Consider the following 21,282-nt stretch of genomic DNA (forward strand, 5'->3'; position numbering starts at 1 on the left):
TAAGCCCATGACTCATGATACGTCAAATATAAAACTTAAAATATAGCCAGCAGACAGTCAAGGTTAGTTTATTCGCTGGCCACGGCCAGCATTAGGAATATATTGTATATGACTCATTTTGGGTCACATAACAAAATTCTATTGTACCTATTCGGCACTCTTGCGCTCAAACGCCCATGCTCTGCTGCGCAGAGCACAAACAATTCTACTTGTGGTGTTGCGGAACATGGGCGGCCTGGCCGCCCATGTTCCGCAACACCACAAGTAGAATTCTGGTTGATGCCGCAGGCATCAATCAGACCTGAATAGGTATATTCCATTTATAAATATCGTCCAATCAAAGCAACAAATCGAGAAAAAGTCCATGGTGTATGAATGTAACAGCTTCTCAGCACGCGGTTGAGGAATGAAAGGTAAAATCGGGAAAGTATTACTTTTTCGTAACCGAATTGATACCATTGGTAGCTACTATTTTAAACATTTCTGCGACATACTTAGAAAAGCGTCACACCGTTTTACGTGTCCTCATTGTATTTCAAATGACCATACACCTCATCTATACCATTGTTTTCATAGCTATCTCAATCAAGCGAATTGATACATTGAGAAAAGAGAATGTAGAATGAAGGGTTCACTGTACCCTATCAGGCTGCTCCGCCGTGGCGGCCTTCTGGTGGGTATCATGTTTTTGATGGGATTTTTTGGCCTGGGTAGCCTGTCAACGCACACCGCATTGGCTGATACGAATACATCGTATGTGCGTGTCATTCATGCCTCGCCTTTTGTGGGCACAGCCGATGTTTTTGTGGATGGGAAAGCGTTCCTCAATAGCTTTCAATTTGCGTCGGTCACAGATTACGCGGCTCTTCCGGCTGGCAACCACAAGGTACAGATCTCGCTGGTAGGCAAGGGGGTCGGCGCGGCGGCCCTGACCAAAACGCTGCCGGTTGAGACTGGCAAGGCATATACCGTGGCGGCCATCGGTGCGACACCCCAAACACTGGATCTGCAGGTGTTTGTTGATGACAATAAAGTGTCGGTCAACCAGGCCAGGGTGCGCGTATACCATCTGATTCCTGACGCGGGACAGATCAACGCAACCATCGGGGAAGACAATACCATCCAAAATATGGGCTATCGGGATGACAGCTCTTATATCGATATGAATACTGGCCCCTGCGACTTCAAGGTGACGGTACCGCTCGTCAATCAAACACTTTCGGTTCCCAAAACACTAGCGCCCAATACCATTACCAGCGTCTTCGCCGTCGGTATGGTCAAAGGCAATCCAAAGGCTCAATTGGTTACGGCAACCACACCTGGAATACCAGGTCTGCCGCAGACGGGCGCTGTTCCGGTCTTGCCCGATACCGCGACACCAGGGGTCCCCCTGCTGCAGCTCACCATGGTATTGCTGCTGGCCACCGGCTTTGGGGTAATACGCCACTTCTGGCGGCACGCCTAGCCGATAACTACCAGCACTCTCCTTCATAGTAAGGGCCATCTGGACCAGGCAACGGAAAACGTCCTATGCACCCTTCATTATAAGGAGAGTGCTCTTGTTTTAGCAAGCTAGCCGCCAATCTGTGCGCGGATTAGCAGAATCGTGAAAGGGGAGCACACATGCGAAAAAAGACCATCGGCTTTATCTGGCTGAGCTGCTGTGTGCTGCTCCTGTTAAGCGGCTGTGGGCAGGCGACCTTGCCGACGCCATCTTCATTGACGACGCAGCCGCGAAAACAGCCAGTGCACGCCATCGTCACTCCGCGGCCCACGCCAACTCCTAAGCCGGTTATCGCCACCCCGATCCACATTCGTATTCCCGCCATCAGTGTCGATGCGAACGTTGAGCCGGTCAGTATCCTCTCCAACAGCGATCTGGATACACCTCATCAGGATCCTTGGGATAGCACCGGATGGTATAAGGACGGGCCGGCCCCCGGTCAGATGGGGAGCGCGGTCATCGATGGGCATGTCGACCGTCCGGGAGGCGGGCCGGCGGTCTTCTGGAATCTGCGCAACCTTAATGCCGGTGATCAAGTCATTGTCACTACCAGCGATAACCATCAACTCATCTTCCATGTTACAGCCAGAGTCGCCTACCCTGTCCACGAAGCCCCGCTGCAAAACATCTTTGGAGACAACAGTGGCCGATATCTGAATCTGATTACCTGCGATGGCTATTGGATCCCCAGCGAACAACAAACCTCTGCCAGGATGGTGGTTTTTACCCGTTTAGGGTAGAATATGTATCTGATGCGTACATCTGCTTAGTGTATATACATATAAAGGACGCAAGGGATATCGTACCCATTGTTCTGAATCTGCGAGGTATTGTGTGCTCCAGGACCAGTTAACGCTTCCGATCGGAGCGACCATACAGGATAGCGAGGGTGAACGCTACCTCATTGAAGACTTGCTTGGGCAGGGAGGCTTTAGCGCCGTCTACCTGGTGCGCGAACGGCGTGCAAGACACACACGCTATGCGCTGAAAGAGGTAATCGATCCGGATCATCATGAGCGCAGCCAGCTGAGCTTTGAAGCCGGCTTGCTGCGGCGTCTCTCGCATCGCGCTCTACCATGGGTGTACCAGGTTTTTGAGGATACCCAGCTCAACCGCATCTACATGCTCATGGATTATATCCAGGGGAAAGACCTGGAACAGCTGCGCCGCGAACAACCGGAGAAACGCTTCTCCCTCGCCCTGACCCTGACTCTGCTGACACCCATCGTTGATGCATTGACATATTTGCATACAAGAGAGGCGCCGATTATACATCGCGATATCAAGCCTTCGAATATCATTATCCCGATCAACACCGGTGAGGCCATGCTGGTAGACTTCGGGCTGGCGAAAGAGTATGTTGAAGATAAAACGACCAGCGTCTTTCGCTACGGAACGCCCGGCTACGCGGCCCCAGAGCAGTATGGTCAGGGGACCAATAGTCGCACCGACATCTACGCTCTGGGTGCGACTATTTACACCTTACTGACGGGCAAGGTCCCAACCGATGCGCTGACGCGCACCATGGATCAGAGGCAGATCGATCCCTTAAAGTCCGCGCACGCAATCTGCCCCGCGATCAGCCCCAATATTTCTAACGTGATCGCGAAGGCCATGAGTCTGCGTGTAGAGGACCGTTATGCCTCGATCGAGGCGTTCTGGCAGGCGCTGAGCATCGCGATCATAGCGCCCGATCCTACCGTAGCGGACCCGAGCACAAAGATGTTGGACTCCACCCGGCTTGAACTCTCCCAGCAGGACATCGCCGTTTTGTCTACGGCGAAACAGCTGGTCGGCACGCAGAGACCCACAGCCAATGCGCGTCCATTGCCCAGACTCAGGGTGCGCAGAACCTATGGTCATGTAAATAAGAAGGCGCCCACACGCAAGAAAATCCTGCTCGTCCTGCTGGCCCTGATCCTGATTGCCGGGCTCACGGACCTCTTGCTGGCTACCCACATCTGGAAGCGTCAGAGTCATCCTGTCGTCAGTACGCCGATCATCCAGCGTGTCCAACCAACCGCCACGCCATCGCCGGTATTTGCCTGTAAAAGTCAGTATGCCATTTCGCCTGCTGCCAACGATGGTACCATCCTGGCTTCCTGCTATACCGGAACCATGAACCATGTCGGTCTGAGCCTGGGCAACCGATCCTTCCAATTCCTGTACATCAAAGAAACGCCCAGCGGCCAGATCTCAGGCCAATTCGTTACAGATGGGCAGCGGGGTCCATTCACCGGCACGGTCAGTAAAGCAGGCAACATCGACATCACAGTCGCCCTGACCTCGGGCCAGATCATCAAATTCCTGGGCACCACCAACACAGGAGATCAGCTCGCGGGCAGAAGCTTTAGTATCTATAATAATAGCGCCACCCAGTCCAATCCCCAGGACTATGGGGATTGGACGGCTATGCCCTATCAAGGGAAGTAGCACTGGCGCTGGGCAGGCGCTCGAAGAGCGTGCATTGGTGCCTCCGGCTCCTGACTCTACGCGCCTACGGCGCTCAGAAGGTTTTTATTTGTGTGGCGGTGCAATCGGTGCGCAAAGCGCACCGATTGCACCGCCACACAAATAAAAATGCTGGGGCTACTCGTGCGGTGGCATTCGCTCCTATCCGTGATGTTGCACGCACGCCTCAAAAAAGGCGCGGTCATTAGGTGTGCCTGGCCCTAGCCGCCATTGTGCCCTCGCTCGTCACAGGTTAAATGTTGGGTGCGGCAGGCGCGTCTAGCGCCTGCCGCACCCAACAAAAAATAAAAGTGCGGCCGCGCATGCGGCCGCCCGTGCGGGGGCGCCCACCTCTCCGGCACACCTGCACCATCCTCCTTCATTTATAAGGAAAGGAAAGAACATATAAAGATAGAAGAATCTTGGGGCCACGGGTTACAGCGGCAATGCGCCGGAATAAGAGTAATCCGAACGGAATACAGCCAAAATTATCTTGACATCAGGTGAGCTACTGATGTATTATCCACAAGTGGAGACCATTGTCTCTTATCCGTTAAGTACATGGGCGGTTGCTGAAACTGGTAGACAGGGCAGACTTAGGATCTGTTGGTGATGAACCGTGAGAGTTCGAGTCTCTCACCGCCCACTTGCAAATGTATTATAATGGTAAACGCAGTTAAGCGGGAGTGGCTCAGTGGTAGAGCACTTCCTTGCCAAGGAAGATGTCGCGGGTTCGAATCCCGTCTCCCGCTCCAACTTATCTATGACAGAGGGCATCCGCAAGGCTGCCCTCTATGGTAAGCGCACATGCAACCTGCATCAGACGTAGAATACAACGCGTTTGTAACGTATACAGATAGTTGGTGAATGCGGTTTTATGCAAGCTTCTGCTGTGGGGTGGTCTATGGTAGTGATTCCCCCCTGCGCTTCCCGTAGTCTATTTTCAATGTGCTTTTCCTACTCTCAAATGCGTGACACATGCATGATGCTTGTATAGTCGGTGTGGCGGAGCAGAAGTGAAAAGCAGCTTTGCAGCAAAGTTAAACACTGTCAAGTGACACGAATACAATAAAGAAAACCTGTTGGAGGAAATGTGAAGGTCTCTGTAGAAAAGTTACCAACAAGTGAGGCCGTCCTGAATGTAGATGTGACATGGGACGAGATGCAAAAGGCTTCCGATAAAGCATATCGCAAATTGGTTAAGCAAGTTGATATACAAGGCTTCCGCCGTGGCAAAGCACCCCGCGCCATTCTGGAACGCCGTGTAGGTAAAGAGTATATCTATCAAGAGGGTCTGGATGACCTGATCTCAGAGGCCTATCGTAACGCTCTGAAAGAAAATGATCTCACTCCGATCACCCAGCCGAAACTGGATGCCCCGGTCTTCGAGATGGGCCAGGACTACCACTTCAGCCTGACAGTCCCCATCATTACCCCGGTCAAGTTGCCCGATTATAAATCCATGCATTTTGACCGCGAAGAGGCCGCAGTAACCTCAGAAGAGGTTGAGCAGGAGATCGAGTCATTTCAGAATCGCCTGGCCGAGTGGGAGAGCGTTGAACGCCCTGTAGAATACGGCGATCGCATTAAGGCTGACCTGAAGCTGACCTCGGGTGATCAGCAGATCTCGGATCTCAAAGATAACACCTTTGAGATTACCAATGATGAGCGCCACGGCCTGTTTTCCGGCATGGACGAGCATCTCATCGGCATGAAGGCCGGCGAGAGCAAATCTTTTACCACCACCATCCCTGAGGATTACAGCAACGAGAAGCTGGCTGGAAAAGAAGCGAACTACGAAGTAACCGTCAATACGGTTGAGGCCAAGCAGGTTCCCGCACTGGATGACGAGTTCGCGAAAAAAGTAAGCGACGACCAGTTCGATAACATGGAGGACCTGCGTAAAGCGGTCAGCGACAACACCCTGGAGCGCAAGAAACGCACAATTAACGAGGAACTGCGCGAGACCGCCATGAAGGCCATTGTTGATCAGACCGAGTTTTCGATCCACCCGGTACTGATCGATGAGGAAGTAGCCGAGATGGAGCACCAGTTTGGTCACATGCTCGAGCAGCAGCACCTCAACATGGCCCAGTACCTGAAGATGGTCAACAAAACTCCTGAGGAATATCGTCAGGAGCTGCGCCCTGAGGCTGAAGATCGCATCAAGCGCCAGCTGGTCCAGGAGCAGATCGCTAACGAAGAAAATATCACGGTTGAGCCTTCTGAGATTGAGGCACTATTCAACGCCTACGAGCAGATCGGCCAGCCGCTACCACAGACAGAAGATCAGATTCGTTCACTGATGCTGAGCTTCCGCCGCGAAAAGACGCTTTCCCGCCTGATCGAGCTAACCACCGATCCCGATCCCGATGCGGAAATCGAGGAAGAAGAGGCGGCAGAGGATGCGGCAGTAGCCAACGCTGAGGCGGCGGCACTGGCAAGCGAGACCGAGGCCACTGACAGCAGTGCCGAGGAGGCCGCTGCGGCAACACCTCTACCCGGCGACCAGACAACGGAGACAGTAGAGTAGAAATGCAACCATTTGGTGCTGTGTTGTACATGCAGGAAAGGTAACAGACGTGGCAAACTCAAAGAATATGCGTACGACATACCGATGCTCTTTTTGCGGTAAAAGCCAGGACCAGGTTCAGCGTTTAATCGCTGGCCCTGGTGGTGTCTATATCTGTGATGAGTGTATCGACCTCTGTCGAGAAATCATCGAGGAAGAGCAAGCCACTGTTGCCAAGCCTCGCCTCCAGACGGGCAAATTACCCACGCCGAAGAAGATCTACGAGCAGCTCAGCCAGTATGTGATCGGGCAGGAACGCGCCAAGAAGGCGTTGTCGGTAGCGGTCTATAACCACTACAAACGCGTTGGCGTTGGGATGCAGGTTGATGACGTCGAGCTAGGCAAGAGTAACATCTTGATGATTGGTCCTACCGGTAGCGGTAAGACCCTCCTGGCGCAGACGCTCGCCAAGGTCCTGGATGTGCCGTTCTGTATCGCCGATGCCACCGCCTTGACTGAGGCCGGCTATGTCGGTGAGGACGTAGAGAACATCCTGTTGCGCCTGATCCAGATGGCTGACTTCGATGTAGCTCGGGCTGAACGTGGAATAGTCTATATCGACGAAATCGACAAGATTGCTCGCAAGTCCGACAATCCTTCGATTACGCGCGATGTCTCTGGCGAAGGCGTGCAGCAGGCTTTGCTGAAGATCATTGAGGGCACGGTCGCCAACGTTCCACCTCAGGGTGGCCGTAAGCATCCGCATCAAGACTTCATCCAGATCAATACAGCCAATATCCTGTTTATCTGCGGTGGTGCGTTTGAAGGACTGGACAAGATTGTCGAGCAACGCCTGGGCAGCAATAAGGCCATGGGCTTCCGCAACGCGGATAAAAAAGAAAAAACCCGAAGGTAAAGGAAAGCAGCGAGACCGTGTTGGCGCAGCTCATCCCCGATGACCTGCTCAAATATGGCTTGATCCCTGAGTTTGTGGGACGCCTTCCAGTCGAGGTCGCCCTCGACAGCCTGGATAAAGAAGCACTGATCCGTATTTTGACGGAGCCGAAAAACGCTATTGTCAAACAATATCAGAAATTCTTACAACTCGATCGCGTTGAACTTGTTTTCACGAACGATGCCCTGGAGGCCGCAGCCGAATGCGCCCTGCGTCAAAAGACAGGCGCTCGCGGATTGCGTACGATTATCGAGGACGTACTGTTAGATATTATGTACGAGATACCCTCTCGTGCCGATGTGAAAAAAGTGATTATTAATGGAGATGTGATAAACATCCATAATAAACCGCTACTGGTAACGCGTGGTGAAAGAAATACAACCTATTCTGAAGATGAGTCTGCGTAAAGCAGACTCTTCTGCTTTTTGCGGTATAGTTGTGTTATCTCTGTGGTTGATCAGTTAGAAGATAGGTGGAAACCAATGAGTGAGCAAGAACGCCTGGATGTGGTACAAAATAGAGACAACGCGTATCCTCTGGTTGCGTTAAAAAGCATCGTTGCGTTTCCTCACAATCGTCAGGCACTCCCCATCGCTCGTGAGAAGACCATACGTGCTATTGAAGAAGCTATGTTACGCCCTGAGCATATCCTTGTGGCCGCGACCCAGCGTAGCGTCGACATCGATGATCCTCAGGCCAAAGATATCTACCCCACCGGCACACTGATCGAGATCGTGACCATGCACCGGCAGCAGGATGGTAGCCTGCAGGTGCTGATTCGTGGCATTAACCGGGTCACGATCGATGAATTTTTGGACCATGAACCGTTTATCCGCGTACACGTGACCGAGCAGACTGAGCCCGAACAAAAGGGGCCAACAGCCGATGCCCTGGTCCGCCATACGACCAGCCTCTTTGAACGCTATGCGCAGCTCAATCGACGCTTTTCCGTTGAGGATATTAACTCGATTGTGGCGCTTAAGAAGCCCGCACTCCTCTCCGATACACTCGCGGCCCACCTGGTGACAGATATGCAGCAGCAACAGGATCTGCTGGAGACACTGGATCCGATGGAGCGACTGGAGAAGATCTGCGTGATCATGGGCAACGAGATCGAGATCCTGGAGCTGGAAACGACCATCCGCAGCCGCGTCCGGTCACAGGTGGATCGTTCGCAAAAAGAGTTCTATCTGCGTGAGCAGCTGCGCGCCATTCAGGAAGAGTTGGGCATGGAGACCTCTTCGGAGGCCGATGAGCTGCGCCACAAGCTGGCTGAGAAGCAGTTGCCGACAGAGGCCGCCAGTAAAGTGCGCAAGGAGATCGATCGCCTGGAACGCACCCCTTCACAGTCGGCGGAGCTCACGGTGATCCGCTCATACATCGATTGGGTACTGGCCCTGCCATGGAATGAGCGTAGCGAAGAAGTGTTCGACATCGAGAATGCGCGTAATATCCTTGACGAGGACCACTATGGCCTGGAAGGCATTAAAGAGCGCATCCTTGAGTTCCTGGCGGTGCGGCAGTTGCGTATTCAGGCCGCGCAGCGTAGTGGCCAGCCGAGAAATATGAGCCAGGGTCAGATCCTGTGTCTGATCGGCCCTCCCGGTGTGGGTAAAACGACCCTGGGACAATCGATCGCCAGGGCGCTGAACCGCAAATTCGCGCGCATCTCGCTGGGTGGCGTGCATGATGAAGCGGAGATCCGTGGACATCGCCGCACCTACGTTGGCGCCCTGCCCGGCCGCATCATCCAGAGCATGAAAACCGTCGGGGTACGCAATCCCGTCTTCTTGCTCGATGAGATCGATAAGCTCTCTTCCGAGTATCGCGGTGATCCGGCTGCCGCCTTGCTTGAGGTACTTGATCCCGAGCAGAATCAGGCCTTTACAGACCATTACCTGGAGATGCCGTTCGACCTGTCCGAGGTATTCTTCATCTGTACCGGCAATATCAAGTATCAGATCCCTCGTCCACTGGCCGATAGGATGGATATCATTGATCTGCCCGGCTATATGCTTGAAGAAAAAGTCAATATTGGGATGAGGCACCTGCTGCCCAAAGTTCTGCAAGAACATGGCCTCACGCCCGAACAGTTGAAAATTCCACAGACCGTGATGCAGCGTATCGTGACGGACTATACACGTGAGGCCGGGGTGCGCAATCTTGATCGCATGCTGGCCAATATCTGCCGCAAGGTAGCCAGGCGTGTACTGGAGAAGCCAGATACCCATGTGCGTCTAACAGTAAATAAGCTGGAACAGTACCTGGGACCACCACGCTATACCAGCGCTCCCCCACTGATGCGTACACAGATCGGGGCCGCGATGGGTCTGGCCTGGACCGAGATGGGCGGCATCCTCTTGCCGGTTGAGGTCGTTACCATGAATGGAAAGGGCGAGCTACTGGTCACAGGACAGCTGGGCGATGTCATGCGCGAGTCGGTAATGGCGGCGCTCTCGTACATCCGTACCAGGGCCGATGAGTTGGAGATTGACTCCAACTTCCAGGACACGACCGACCTGCATATCCACCTGCCCGAGAACGCCATTCCAAAGGATGGTCCCTCGGCTGGCATTACTATTGCTACCGCGCTTGTCTCCGCGCTCACCCATCGACCGATTCGCACGGACCTGGCGATGACGGGCGAGGTCACGCTGCTGGGTAGCGTGCTGGCTATCGGCGGTCTCAAAGAAAAGGTGCTGGCCGCGCAGCAGGCCAATATCCATAATCTGATCATTCCAGCCGTAAACCAGAAAGATCTGCAGGAGATTCCAGCCAAGATTCGCCAGCAGATCAACTTCATCCTGGTCGATAATATGGACCAGGTTATCGATACGGCCCTAATGGAAGCTCCTCCCGAAGAGTTATCGTCCAGAAATGGCAATGAGCCAATCACGATCCTGCGAGATGAGCAGACGGCGATCTCCCCCGATAAAAATATGCGCCGCACTGGCTTACCGCAGCAGGAAGAGCCCGGTGATGAAGATCAGTCTGATTCGTCGAACTTCATGGTTCCCCCTACGGATCAGAAATCACAAAATCATTATTCTTCCGCGCACACAAAAAGAAATGACAAAACGATTGGATAAATCTCATCCTCGTGCGTTATACTAGTAGTGAAAGCTTGAATATGAAGAGGCAGCCTGTGTATTGCCTCTTCATACGCTACTATGCTTGACACTGACGCATCCCTTTTCATCTATGTTCTTATCTATGCAACAGGTTTGTACTTATGGAATTATCGACAAAGGCAAATCTAACAGCCGGATGACCGAGTAGCAGCCGCTGCAAAACTGGCATCCAAAAGTCTCGGCGAGCAAGCGTTTACAGTGTTAAGAATGCTGGGTTATTTTTACCCATCTACGTATAGCGCAAGCGAGTTACGCATATAAAGAGAGGGTTGGCATCATGAGTTACCAAGATCCTAATCAGTCAGGTCAGTATCCCGGTTCCGGTCAGTACGGCGGCTACAATCCGAATCAGCCGCAGCAACCACAACCAACCGATCCTTACAGCGGCCAGCAGTATAATCAATCTGGCGGTTACCCTCCCTATGAGGGGCAGGGGCAGCAGCCCGGCTACGGTCAGCAGCCTGGCCAGCAGCAACCCGGTTATGGTCAGCAGGGCTATGGTCAGCAGCAGACCCCATACGGCCAGCAGGCTCCATATGGCCAGCAGAATCCTTACGGCGCCAACGCTCCTGGCCGCGAAGGCTCGACCATGAACATGGATCCCAACATCGCCAGTGGCCTGAGCTATCTGATTTTCGGCTGGATCGGTGGGTTGATCTTCTTCCTCATGGAAAAGAAGAATCGCCTGGTCCGCTTCCATGCCATGCAATCCATCTTTCTCACAGGTGGCTGGACAGTCCTCAGCATTGTTCTTGGTATCGTATCACGTTATCTAGGTGCTGCAGGCCTGGCTGTGAGCTGCTTGACCAGCATCGTAGGTCTGGCTGTCTTTGTAGCCTGGATTGTCTGTATGGTTAACGCCTTCCAGGGCAAATACTTCAAATTGCCTGTTATTGGCGACTATGCGGAGAAATACGCCAACCAGGGCACCAGCACCTTCTAACCACCACATCACACCACGACAAAGTCCCGGCGCGTACTGGCGCCGGGACTCCACTTTTATCCATAAGTTCGGACCTCGCGTCCGATTAGCTTTGTACCACAGCAACCATAAAAAAACACCCGTGTGGGCGGGTGAAACGGCGATTTCCTATTTTCCCACGCAGTTGCCCACGCAGTATCATCGGGGAGGAAGAGCTTAACTTCCGTGTTCGGGATGGGAACGGGTGTACCCTCTTCGCGATTATCACCGGTTCACCTGCACATACAGGTGTTCGTTTCAACAACATAAACAATATTACCATAAGCCGGACCAAAAGTCAAGTCTTTTTGGCCCGGCTTTGTTTTTCAGGAGTGGGTATGCCCATGGGAATGTTCGTGATGGTTGTGATGGTTGTGGTCTTGAGAAAGACCATAGGTTTCTCCCAGGCAGGCACGCAGGCAGTTGGGCCAGATGACGCGTTTTTTGCCGAAGCCGTAGCCGACGCGTTCGATGGCGATGGCCGGCATCTCAAAGCGCGCCAGGGTAGCCAGGATGGCGGCTCCCGTGGGGGTGACGAATTCACCCTCTAGCTGCGTCGGAACCCAGGGGGCCTTGACGGCGCTGAGGATCTCCAGCGTCGCGGGGGCCGGCACGGGCATCAATCCATGCGCCATGCGCAGGTGTCCACGTGTCAGGGGCAGCGGCGAGGCATAGAGCTGCGTAATGCCCAGCATCTCTATCGCCAGCGTATTGCCGACGATATCAACGATGGCGTCGACCGCGCCCACTTCGTGGAAGTGGATCTCTTCCAGGGACACGCCATGCACAGCCGCCTCGGCCTCTCCCAGGCGACGAAAGATGGCCGTGGCGGTATCGCGCACCCACGGCGAGAGCTGAGACGATGCCAGCAGGGCAGCGATATCGGTAAAGCTGCGCGTGGGCTGATCCTGCTCCGCCAATATAACCTCAAAGCGTGAGCCCGTGATACCCTGATCCGCGTACGGCGAAAGCCTGAGCTCATAGCCCTCAACGGGCAGCGCCTGCAGCTCGCCGCGCAACCTGTCCAGCGATAGACCCGCGTCCAGGAACGCGCCCAACAACATATCTCCACTCGCACCAGAATGACAATCCAGATAAGCGATCTTTTGCGACATAGCTTCCTTTTTATTTCTACCAACCAATGAATGCGCCATCCCCCAATGATGTCTAACAAACAAAAGCAGGTATAAAGTGGGGAGGTGCAGGGGGGGCGAGCCCCTCCTGCCGGGGTTTGGGGTGTCCCCAAACAACTCACTACTCTTCCCGCCTGCGGCGGGAAGTTCTCCCTTTAGCTTATGCCGGAATGACTGGAGATGCAAGCGAATGACTTATAATTGACCACTTCTCAAATAAATTCAGGAAAAGCTTGACAATTACGCGACCCATATGTTAACCAATTGAAAGGCTCCGAAACAAAATGAATGATGACGACTATTTCTCGCACGGAAGGAAAAACAACGTCATGACGACAACAATCACACCGGCACGGCTGCGTTGTGAATATCTGGACAATCCATCTGGTATCGATACCACACAGCCCCGATTGAGCTGGCAGCTGGAGGCTACCTCTCCCGAGCAGCGTTCACTGAAACAAACAGCCTATCAGATTCTGGTTAGCAGTACTGAACCCGGCCTGGCACAGGGACAGGGAGATCTCTGGGACAGCGGCAAGGTCTCATCACAGCAGAGTAGCCAGATCCTGTATGCCGGGAGCGCGCTTACTTCGGGCCAGCAGTGCTGGTGGCAGGTACGCGTCTGGGATGCGCGGGATGAGGCATCGGACTTCAGCGCCAGCGCCAGATGGGAGATGGGTCTGTTGAACGATGGCGACTGGCAGGGAAAGTGGATCGGGCTACAGTCGTCCATGCCGGCCTACGATGCCGTCGATGTGGAGCCGATGCAAAAGCTGCCCGGCCTGCAGTCAAGTCCCTACCTGCGCACCATCGCCACGTTACCCCGCGCTGTACGTAAGGCGCGCCTCTATGTGACGGCGAAAGGGGTCTACGAGGTTCACATCAACGGCCAGCGCGTCGGGGATGCCTATTTCGCGCCAGGCTGGACCGATTACCAGCAGCGCATCCAGTATCAAACCTACGATATCACGACACAACTCCAACAGGGTGAGAATAGCGTCGCGGCCATACTGGGCACCGGCTGGTATTGTGGGCACGTTGGCTTCGGGATGGGGGGGCAAAACAGCAACTATCAGCATTACGGCTCTGCTCCTCGCCTCCTGCTGCAGATGCAGATTGAATATACCGATGGTAACAGTCAGACAATCGTCTCGGACGAAAACTGGCAGGGAGCCCTGGGTCCCATCGTCTACTCGGACTTCCTGGCCGGTGAAACCTATGATGCCCGCCACGAGCTGGGGGACTGGGGCCAGCCGACCTTTCAGCCCGATGGTCGCTGGCAGCCGGTCCTGGTTGAGGAGCGCGACACCGCCGTACAGCTGGTGGCCGAGCCGGATCAGCCGATCCGCGTCACGCAGACCCTGACCCCGCAGAGCGTAACAGAGATCTCGCCAGGGGTCTTTATTTATGATATGGGACAAAACATGGTCGGCTGGGTACGTCTACAGGTCGCAGGAGAGGCCGGTACACGCGTGCAGTTGCGCTTCGTTGAGATGCTCAACCCGGACGGCACTATCTATGCCACCAATCTGCGCAGCGCGCGCCAGACCGATACCTACATCCTCAAGGGGCAGGGGCAAGAGGTCTTTGAGCCCCACTTTACCTTCCATGGCTTCCGCTACGTCGAGATCAGCGGCTATCCAGGCCAGCCAACACTGGATGCCCTGACCGGCATGGTAGCCCACTCGGATACCCCGCCCACCGGCAGCTTCGAATGCTCCAATCCCATGGTGAACCAGCTACAGAAGAATATCGTCTGGGGCCAGCGTGGCAATTTTATCAGCGTGCCAACCGATTGTCCCCAGCGCGACGAGCGCCTGGGCTGGATGGGCGATGCCCAGATCTTCGTGCGTACCGCCTGCTATAACATGGATGTGGCCGCCTTCTTCACCAAGTGGATGCGCGACGTAGTGGATGCGCAGGCGCCCGATGGTGGCTTCCCTGACGTAGCCCCGCGCGTGGTCTTGAAGACCAATGGCGCGCCCGCCTGGGGTGACGCGGGCATCATCGTACCCTGGACCATCTATCAGATGTATGGGGATACACGCATCCTGGAGGAGCACTACGACGCCATGGCGCGCTGGCTGGCGTATCTGCACGAAGCCAATCCAGAACTGCTGTGGAAAAATAAGCGCCACAACGACTTTGGTGACTGGCTCTCGATCGAGGCCGATACCCCCAAAGAGGTGCTGGCTACCGCCTACTTTGGCTATGACGCCCTGCTGATGTCTCACATCGCCCGTGCCCTGGGACGCGAGGAGGATGCGGAAAAGTATCAGCGCCTCTTCAAGGGCATCGGCGAGGCGTTTACACGGGCCTATGTCGATGAAGAGGGCCATATCAGCGGCGGCACCCAGACCTGCTACGTAGTCGCGCTACAGATGCAGCTACTGCCGGAACATCTGCGTCCCCTGGCCGCCCGGCACCTGGTCAAAGAGATCGAGAAAAAGAATGGCCATCTCTCAACCGGCTTTGTAGGCGTCGGCTATCTCTGCCCCGTCCTCACCAATTCCGGCTACAGCGAGGTTGCCTTCCAGCTACTCAAAAACGACACCTTCCCATCGTGGGGCTACTCGATTAAACACGGCGCTACCACGATCTGGGAGCGTTGGGATGGCTGGACCACCGATAAAGGCTTCCAGGACCCAGGCATGAACTCGTTCAATCATTATTCGCTGGGTTCGGTGGGACAGTGGCTCTTCCAATACGTGGCGGGCATCAGTACCGACCAGCAGCGGCCCGGCTATCAGCATATCCAGCTGCGCCCCTATCCTGGGGACGATCTCACCTATGCCAAAGCCGAGTTTATGTCGATCCATGGTCGCATCGCCAGCGCCTGGCAAAAAGAGGGGGGCGCGCTGACCTTCACGGTCACGATTCCGGCCAATACTACGGCCACCATCGCCCTGCCGGCAACCGGCGACACACAGATATTAGAAGGTGGCACCCCGGCTGAAGAGGCCGACGGCGTAACCTTTGTACAGGAAGAGGAGGAACGCAGGCTGTTTGAGCTTGGCTCAGGCACCTATTCCTTCCGCGTGCGCGCCAGCTAGCGAGCATACGCCAAACAAAAAGATGCTCCAAGGGAGAAACCCTTGGAGCATCTTTTTGTTTGGCGTGAGAGCCGCTTATACCGCTCTGCGTCCCGTCACAGCGTGCAGGATCCCAACCAGGATACAGGCGCCGATAAGGGCTACCAACAGGCTACCCCAGAAACCAAACGAGGCATCGGGAGCAACCAGGTTAACAATCAAGCCACCAATAAAAGCGCCAACCAGACCCAGAATCAGGTCACCGATAATACCATAGCCTTTGCCCGGCATGATCATGCCAGCCAGCCAGCCGGCAACCAGACCGATAACAATCCAGGCAATAAGGCCACCAGGGTTAAGTGCTGCACCAAGAACAAGACTCATAATGCTTTCACCCCTTAAACTAAGCTTGCTAAAGAAACTCTATCATGATAACTATGTGCGTCAATATGACGACAATTATTATACGATCCACAAGCCAAAAGAGATGAGATTACCTGGACAGTTTATAAAAAGGAGATGGGCAACTTCATGGGCGCGGATGCGCCCATGAAGTTGCCCATCTCCTTTTCTGAAAAAAACTTATATAAAAAACAATTTACCTGGTAATGGTGACGTTCTGCCAGGAGCGCTCCTGGGGATGGATCAGCGGATTAAGCACATGCCAGCCACGATCCAGTCCTTCATCAAATTTATCGTTCCAGTAGACGGGATCTTCGTGCTCGATGGCGATATCGCCGGTATAGCCGATTTCATCCAAAGCCGAGATAAACTGCGGCCAGTTGATTTCGCCGTAGCCGGGGATGCGGAAGCGGAAATAATCGCCGTTGACGCCACCTCTGTAACGACGCTCTGGCAGCATCTCGGTATCCTTGGCATGCACGTGATAGATGCGATCCTTAAACTCATGGAGCGCGCGAATATGATCGATTCCCTGCCAGTAGAGGTGGGACGGGTCGAACTCAAGGCCCAGCGCGCGTGAGGGGACCGCCTTAAACATCGCGTCCCAGGTATCAGGCGAGCCACCAATATTCACCGGCTTAAATGGCAGACGTCCATGGACCGACATCCAGTTCTCGAAGGCGATCTTGACGCCGCGCTTCTCCGCAGCCTCAGCCACAGGACCAAAACGATCCGCGAACAGCTGGATATTGCCATTCCAATCTTTGCTGGCATCAAAGCCACCCATGCTCGCCACCACATCCAGTTCCAGCGCCTCCAAGGCATCAAAGACACGCTCGTAAGCTGGGAGCGCCAGGTCAGGGTTCTCGTTGTACTGCCGCCCCGAGACATCGTAGAACGCCACTGAATGAATGCCCACATGATATTTGTTGGCCAGCTGGCGCGCATTGGCGATCGCGTCTTTATCGAGAGGACCATTGGCCGGATTGCCGAAGGCTCGTATATTTAGCTCAATGCCATCAAAACCGAGCTTCGCCGCTTTTTCTAAGTCGTTCACGTTCGCAGTGAGAAAACTAAGCTTCATAGGGCTCCTTCCATCTCTCTCTGCCGGAGAGGTCCGTCTAGTCTAAGTGTAAGCCTTACTTTCGTCATCGTGGGGCAAGTGAGCGCCCCCACACGCGCGTCCGCTGCGCGGCCGCACTGTTTTTTTATGTAGGTGCATGGAGTGCGCGGATGCGCACTCCATGCACCTACATAAAATTGACTTCTGAGCACCGCAGGTGCGAACACGTGAGTGCGTACACACTGTGTGTTTCATGGAAGTGCATAGAGAGCGCGGATGCGCACCATGCACCTACATAAAATTGACTTTTGAGCACCGCAGATGCGAACACGTGAGCGCCTCCGCACTGTGGTTTGTTTCATGGAAGTGCATAGGGCGCGCGGATGCGCACCATGCACCTCCATAAAACAAACTTCTGAGCACCGCTGATACGAACACGCGAGCGCGTACACACTGTGGTTATTATGTTGGTGCATAGGGTGCGCGAATGCGCACCCTATGCACCAACATAATAACCTTTTGAGCACCGCAGGTGCGAAATATGATCGATCATGTGATCGATCATGATAAAACAGTACCCGACTAGCCGTAGCTTTGTCAAGGTGCATACGTACCGAGAAAACGCCTGTATTGTCCTTTAATGGCTCGTTAAAGGAACCTCCCATGACTTGAGCCAGGTGCGGGATCTGTGCTCTCGAACACGAATCAGGGCGTGGTCCGCGAACAGATGGAAGGAGAAGCTGGGCACGATATCGGGATCATCCGGGATGTAGCGCATCGATTGCCGATCGTCGCTCAGGCGTGAGCCGGTGTGTGTCCCGGTGTACCAGGGAGACATCAGGTTCACGAAGGTCACAGGATGGTCGCCAGCCTGCTCGGTTAACACCAGGTTGGGGGCCTCCCAGCCAGAATGGGTGTGGCCGCTGATAAACAGGCAACTGTTCTGCTGGCGCACCAGTACCGCGCGCACCTCGGCGGAATTCTCTGGCGCGAAGAAATGCTGCAGCGAATTATAGTCACGATGCTTCTCCACATCGCGATCCAGAACAGTGTTATGCAGAGGGCAATGAAGAAAAATCACCGCCGGCTGGCCCGCGTGCTCCTGCAACGTCTGCTCCAAGAAGGCCAGTGTCTGCGGCGAAATATAGACGCGCTGCGGATCTTCCAGCGTCATCGGATCGGGATAATCCAGCATTATAAAGACCATTCCCTGCTCCTGCCAGCTATAGCGCAGCGGCCTGCCCCATACAGAGGTAAAGGTCTCGCCCATGCGCGCGGGATCCTCTCCATCGGGTCCATGATATTCATGGTTGCCGACGCCTGGATAAAAAGGAAGCGCGCCAAATTGGACCTGCAATGAGTCGCGGGCGACCTGGTAATTTTCCAGCGCGCACGTATCCACGATGTCTCCCGGCGAAACACAGAAGGCGGGGTGCCCCTCCTGCTGCCACAGCTCTCGTACATCCTCAAACAGCGCGGTCAGCCGCTGCGTATGAATCTGGTGCCAGGCCGGAATGGCGCGATAGTGCAGGTCGCCGATCGCCCAGAAAGTACAGATGGGCTCCCGAATATGTTCATCTTGCAAAGAAAGCATAGCTTATAACCACTTTCTGCTGTTGAAACTGGACTATACATTATCAGCTATTGTAATAGCTTATTATTAAGCAACTGTTATTAATATATGACTCGGGCGCTGACGAGCCCGACCAGGGTTTTATGGTGTGGTGGTGTAGTAGCTCCGCGCTCTGCGCGGAGCTACTACACCACCACACTACTAAACTTGAGTGCCGCAAGGGCTCCTACTACATCACCACACCATAAAATTTGAGTGCCGCAGGCACTACGGAAAAGCATTGGGGTAAAAAAAGGTCTGCCACTCTTTTAGAGTGGCAGACCTTTTTTGGGTGCGAAATAACAGCTATTAGAAGTTGCTGTTTTTGGCGCGGGTATAGCGATCATTTAATTCTGTTTTGGTGCGCGAATAGAGTTCGCGGCCCTGAACCAGCGCCTCTTGAGCACGAGCGCGGATCTCATCGTTGAATGCGCCACCGCTCAGCTGAATGCCCTGCTCATTTAATTGGGCACGCGTCGCTTCACCGGATTGGGGAGCCAGTAACAGGCCAGCTGCTATGCCCAGGCCAAATCCGAAGACCATTCCTAATACAAATTTCATTCGCGATTCCTTTCTGTTTGTTTCTTATACGTTTAGTATACAGATACCCTGCTATGTCCAGCCACTCATACGTTCATAAATGGTACTTATACGTGTCCGGGGTTCTCCAGCAATTCTTCGACCTTATCCAGTAGGGCGGTAAGTTCGAAAGGTTTGCGCAATAGATGGACGTCATTATAAAACTTTGGTTGACTCTCGATCGACCTGGACACTTCCTCAGCCTCAAGGACTGCGGCGGTATAGACGATTACAGGAATATCGGCAGTGGTTGTATCACTTTTTATCTGCTTTAATACCTCTTGCCCGGACATGTCACCCAGTTTCAGGTCGAGAATCAGTAGGTCAGGGATCATGCTCTTGACGGTCGCGAAGGCATCTTTCCCCTCTTGCAAAATCGAAACCTGATACTGCTCATCTTCCAGCACACGACGCATCAGGTGGAGTAATTCATTTCTGTCATCGACAACAAGTATGCGTTTTGTCACATCCAATCAGCACCACAAATCCGCGCAACTGCCCGGTGGCACTGCCTCCTGTTAAGTGCTGCCACTTCATACTTCAGGTTGTTCAAAACGTATGTCATGCAACAGCATTTCATTCTTGAGTACTGCGAGTAAGTGTATCACGATACAGGTCATCAAAACAAGGGTAGTAGTAGACTATACCCATGGCAAATATCTGGCACACCCGAGCTCTGTATGTATTACGTTTTACAAAATCGACACGTTGACAGTACACGGACAAATAAAAAAACTACACTTGGACTTTGTTGTGCTTGCAAGCACAATCACCAACCAGACTGTATAGGTGAACCAGGTTGGAAAGCCAGTGTAGCAAAAAAAGGTGAGCGTGGTGGGGATCGAACCCACGGCAACCCGATTAAAAGTCGGATACTCTACCACTGAGTTACACGCTCATCAACGTTTGACGTTGCCTATTATAGTGCATCTGCCCGAGCAATGCAAGGGGGTTTGAGACTAAATTTGCCTTTTTTTATGGATTTGCCAGAAATCTATTGTGCTGACCCTGCTCCAGCAGCCTATTCAAACTATTTGTTAGGAATGGGTGTGACTCTGTCACCCTGGAGGTAGGTGGGCGCCCCCGATGCAACAACATATAAAAAAGCGAGGAGTTTGCAGAAGTTGGTGCTTCTAGCTACCCTGTCCCTACCTGGTCGAGCGTCCTGTATGTAAATAGGGTGCAGTTCATATTTTTGCCAAAAGAAACCGTAACAAGAAAAAGAAACGTACACGTAGGTTCGGCCGCAAGGGCCAATACATTCAACATAACATACTGGCGCCCCTTTGAGAGGGGAGATGGTATCGTTGGTGGAACGTGCGCGCCCGGGTACGGGGCCGCTTCGCGGCAAGCGCCCGCAAGGGGCGCACCTACGAGCACATGTCCGTTTTTTTTTGTTACGGTTTCTTTTGGCAAAATATGGAATGACACTCGTGTAAATATCAATTGCTATAATATTATCTTATCCATCGAAAGGATTGACAGCCGTTATGAGCATTCACAAGACTTCATCCGCCGAGCCGGCCACCTTTGATTATCTGGCCAGGGAAGGCTTTATCCAGCTAACGACGTTCCGCAAATCGGGGCAGCGGGTCCCCACGCCGGTCTGGTTCGCGCTGGAGCAGGGCAAACTATACGTTACGACCGTCAAGGGGGCGGCCAAGGTTAAACGCATCCGCAACAATGGACAGGTGCGCCTGGCGCCATGTAATCGTAGAGGTGTTGTGCAGGGACCAGAGGCAGAGGGACAGGCCCGCGAGCTGCCAGTTGAAGAACAGCATATCGGCAAGGAGGCGCTGGTCCGCAAATATGGCATGATGTATCGCATCTTCATGGGGATCGGCAGGCTGCGCAAAGCCCAGCAAACCATCATCGAAATCCAGCCTGCTTGATCGCCCTTCCCCGCACGAAATGGATACGCGCCCATACGTTCGGACCTCGCGTCCG

Annotated in this window: 14 protein-coding genes, 3 tRNA genes, 1 rRNA gene and 1 pseudogene; 11 read left to right on the forward strand and 8 right to left on the reverse strand. The window is 53.8% G+C overall.

Annotated elements, in window-relative coordinates; genetic code table 11:
* Positions 1–622: 622 nt before the first annotated feature.
* From AABA21_RS23340 to AABA21_RS23385, 9 genes and pseudogenes are all read left to right on the forward strand, one after another.
* Positions 623–1,465 carry a DUF4397 domain-containing protein gene (locus tag AABA21_RS23340; RefSeq protein WP_338254033.1) on the forward strand — a complete coding sequence of 281 codons (843 nt, stop codon included), beginning with the start codon at positions 623–625 and terminating at the stop codon, positions 1,463–1,465.
* A gap of 158 nt (positions 1,466–1,623) precedes the next feature.
* Positions 1,624–2,244 (forward strand): class F sortase, encoded by a 621-nt coding sequence (locus tag AABA21_RS23345; protein WP_338254035.1) that lies wholly within the window; start codon positions 1,624–1,626, stop codon positions 2,242–2,244.
* Between the two features lie 94 nt (positions 2,245–2,338).
* A complete protein-coding gene (locus tag AABA21_RS23350; protein WP_338254037.1) occupies positions 2,339–3,937 on the forward strand; it encodes a serine/threonine protein kinase in 1,599 nt (532 codons plus the stop codon).
* Between the two features lie 581 nt (positions 3,938–4,518).
* Positions 4,519–4,601, forward strand: a tRNA-Leu gene (locus AABA21_RS23355).
* Positions 4,602–4,635: 34 nt separating this feature from the next.
* Positions 4,636–4,710: transfer RNA gene (locus tag AABA21_RS23360), tRNA-Gly, on the forward strand.
* A gap of 338 nt (positions 4,711–5,048) precedes the next feature.
* Positions 5,049–6,488, forward strand: coding sequence for a trigger factor (gene tig, locus AABA21_RS23365; RefSeq protein WP_338254038.1), 1,440 nt, complete (start codon positions 5,049–5,051; stop codon positions 6,486–6,488).
* Positions 6,489–6,555: 67 nt separating this feature from the next.
* Positions 6,556–7,829, forward strand: a pseudogene (clpX, locus tag AABA21_RS39485) (ATP-dependent Clp protease ATP-binding subunit ClpX).
* Between the two features lie 75 nt (positions 7,830–7,904).
* Positions 7,905–10,511 carry an endopeptidase La gene (lon, locus tag AABA21_RS23380; RefSeq protein WP_338254042.1) on the forward strand — a complete coding sequence of 869 codons (2,607 nt, stop codon included), beginning with the start codon at positions 7,905–7,907 and terminating at the stop codon, positions 10,509–10,511.
* 319 nt (positions 10,512–10,830) lie between these two features.
* Positions 10,831–11,496 carry a DUF4870 domain-containing protein gene (locus AABA21_RS23385; RefSeq protein ID WP_338254044.1) on the forward strand — a complete coding sequence of 222 codons (666 nt, stop codon included), beginning with the start codon at positions 10,831–10,833 and terminating at the stop codon, positions 11,494–11,496.
* 134 nt (positions 11,497–11,630) lie between these two features.
* Here AABA21_RS23385 and rrf read toward each other — a convergent pair.
* Positions 11,631–11,747, reverse strand: a 5S ribosomal RNA gene (rrf, locus tag AABA21_RS23390).
* Positions 11,748–11,840: 93 nt separating this feature from the next.
* Positions 11,841–12,629, reverse strand: coding sequence for a nickel pincer cofactor biosynthesis protein LarC (gene larC, locus AABA21_RS23395; RefSeq protein WP_338254046.1), 789 nt, complete (start codon positions 12,627–12,629; stop codon positions 11,841–11,843).
* 347 nt (positions 12,630–12,976) lie between these two features.
* Between larC and AABA21_RS23400 the strand changes: the two genes are divergently transcribed.
* A complete protein-coding gene (locus AABA21_RS23400; RefSeq protein ID WP_338254047.1) occupies positions 12,977–15,700 on the forward strand; it encodes a family 78 glycoside hydrolase catalytic domain in 2,724 nt (907 codons plus the stop codon).
* A gap of 75 nt (positions 15,701–15,775) precedes the next feature.
* On the opposite strand, the gene AABA21_RS23405 is transcribed toward AABA21_RS23400, so the two are convergent.
* The 6 genes from AABA21_RS23405 to AABA21_RS23430 form a co-directional block, all read right to left on the reverse strand.
* Positions 15,776–16,063 (reverse strand): GlsB/YeaQ/YmgE family stress response membrane protein, encoded by a 288-nt coding sequence (locus AABA21_RS23405; RefSeq protein ID WP_338254048.1) that lies wholly within the window; start codon positions 16,061–16,063, stop codon positions 15,776–15,778.
* A gap of 214 nt (positions 16,064–16,277) precedes the next feature.
* On the reverse strand, positions 16,278–17,165 hold the full coding sequence (locus AABA21_RS23410) for a sugar phosphate isomerase/epimerase family protein (RefSeq protein WP_338254049.1): 888 nt from the start codon (positions 17,163–17,165) through the stop codon (positions 16,278–16,280).
* Positions 17,166–17,781: 616 nt separating this feature from the next.
* On the reverse strand, positions 17,782–18,738 hold the full coding sequence (locus AABA21_RS23415) for a metallophosphoesterase family protein (RefSeq protein ID WP_338254050.1): 957 nt from the start codon (positions 18,736–18,738) through the stop codon (positions 17,782–17,784).
* A gap of 327 nt (positions 18,739–19,065) precedes the next feature.
* Positions 19,066–19,317, reverse strand: a complete 252-nt coding sequence (locus tag AABA21_RS23420) for a YtxH domain-containing protein (protein WP_338254052.1) — start codon at positions 19,315–19,317, stop codon at positions 19,066–19,068.
* Positions 19,318–19,403: 86 nt separating this feature from the next.
* Entirely contained in the window at positions 19,404–19,802 is a 399-nt protein-coding gene (locus AABA21_RS23425) for a response regulator (protein WP_338254053.1), read from the reverse strand.
* A gap of 359 nt (positions 19,803–20,161) precedes the next feature.
* Positions 20,162–20,233: transfer RNA gene (locus AABA21_RS23430), tRNA-Lys, on the reverse strand.
* Positions 20,234–20,825: 592 nt separating this feature from the next.
* On the opposite strand from AABA21_RS23430, the gene AABA21_RS23435 reads away from it, so the two are divergent.
* Positions 20,826–21,227, forward strand: a complete 402-nt coding sequence (locus tag AABA21_RS23435; protein ID WP_338254054.1) for a PPOX class F420-dependent oxidoreductase — start codon at positions 20,826–20,828, stop codon at positions 21,225–21,227.
* The last annotated feature ends 55 nt before the right edge of the window (positions 21,228–21,282 follow it).

This window comes from Dictyobacter halimunensis (genome assembly GCF_036245075.1).

Bases quoted from the DNA above. Each gene is read 5' to 3' on its own strand.
- AABA21_RS23410 (WP_338254049.1), bottom strand. From the start codon at position 17,165: ATGAAGCTTAGTTTTCTCACTGCGAACGTGAACGACTTAGAAAAAGCG.
- AABA21_RS23400 (WP_338254047.1), top strand. From the start codon at position 12,977: ATGACGACAACAATCACACCGGCACGGCTGCGTTGTGAATATCTGGAC.
- lon (WP_338254042.1), top strand. From the start codon at position 7,905: ATGAGTGAGCAAGAACGCCTGGATGTGGTACAAAATAGAGACAACGCG.
- AABA21_RS23345 (WP_338254035.1), top strand. From the start codon at position 1,624: ATGCGAAAAAAGACCATCGGCTTTATCTGGCTGAGCTGCTGTGTGCTG.
- AABA21_RS23420 (WP_338254052.1), bottom strand. From the start codon at position 19,317: ATGAAATTTGTATTAGGAATGGTCTTCGGATTTGGCCTGGGCATAGCA.
- larC (WP_338254046.1), bottom strand. From the start codon at position 12,629: ATGTCGCAAAAGATCGCTTATCTGGATTGTCATTCTGGTGCGAGTGGA.
- AABA21_RS23415 (WP_338254050.1), bottom strand. From the start codon at position 18,738: ATGCTTTCTTTGCAAGATGAACATATTCGGGAGCCCATCTGTACTTTC.
- AABA21_RS23385 (WP_338254044.1), top strand. From the start codon at position 10,831: ATGAGTTACCAAGATCCTAATCAGTCAGGTCAGTATCCCGGTTCCGGT.
- AABA21_RS23435 (WP_338254054.1), top strand. From the start codon at position 20,826: ATGAGCATTCACAAGACTTCATCCGCCGAGCCGGCCACCTTTGATTAT.
- AABA21_RS23405 (WP_338254048.1), bottom strand. From the start codon at position 16,063: ATGAGTCTTGTTCTTGGTGCAGCACTTAACCCTGGTGGCCTTATTGCC.
- AABA21_RS23340 (WP_338254033.1), top strand. From the start codon at position 623: ATGAAGGGTTCACTGTACCCTATCAGGCTGCTCCGCCGTGGCGGCCTT.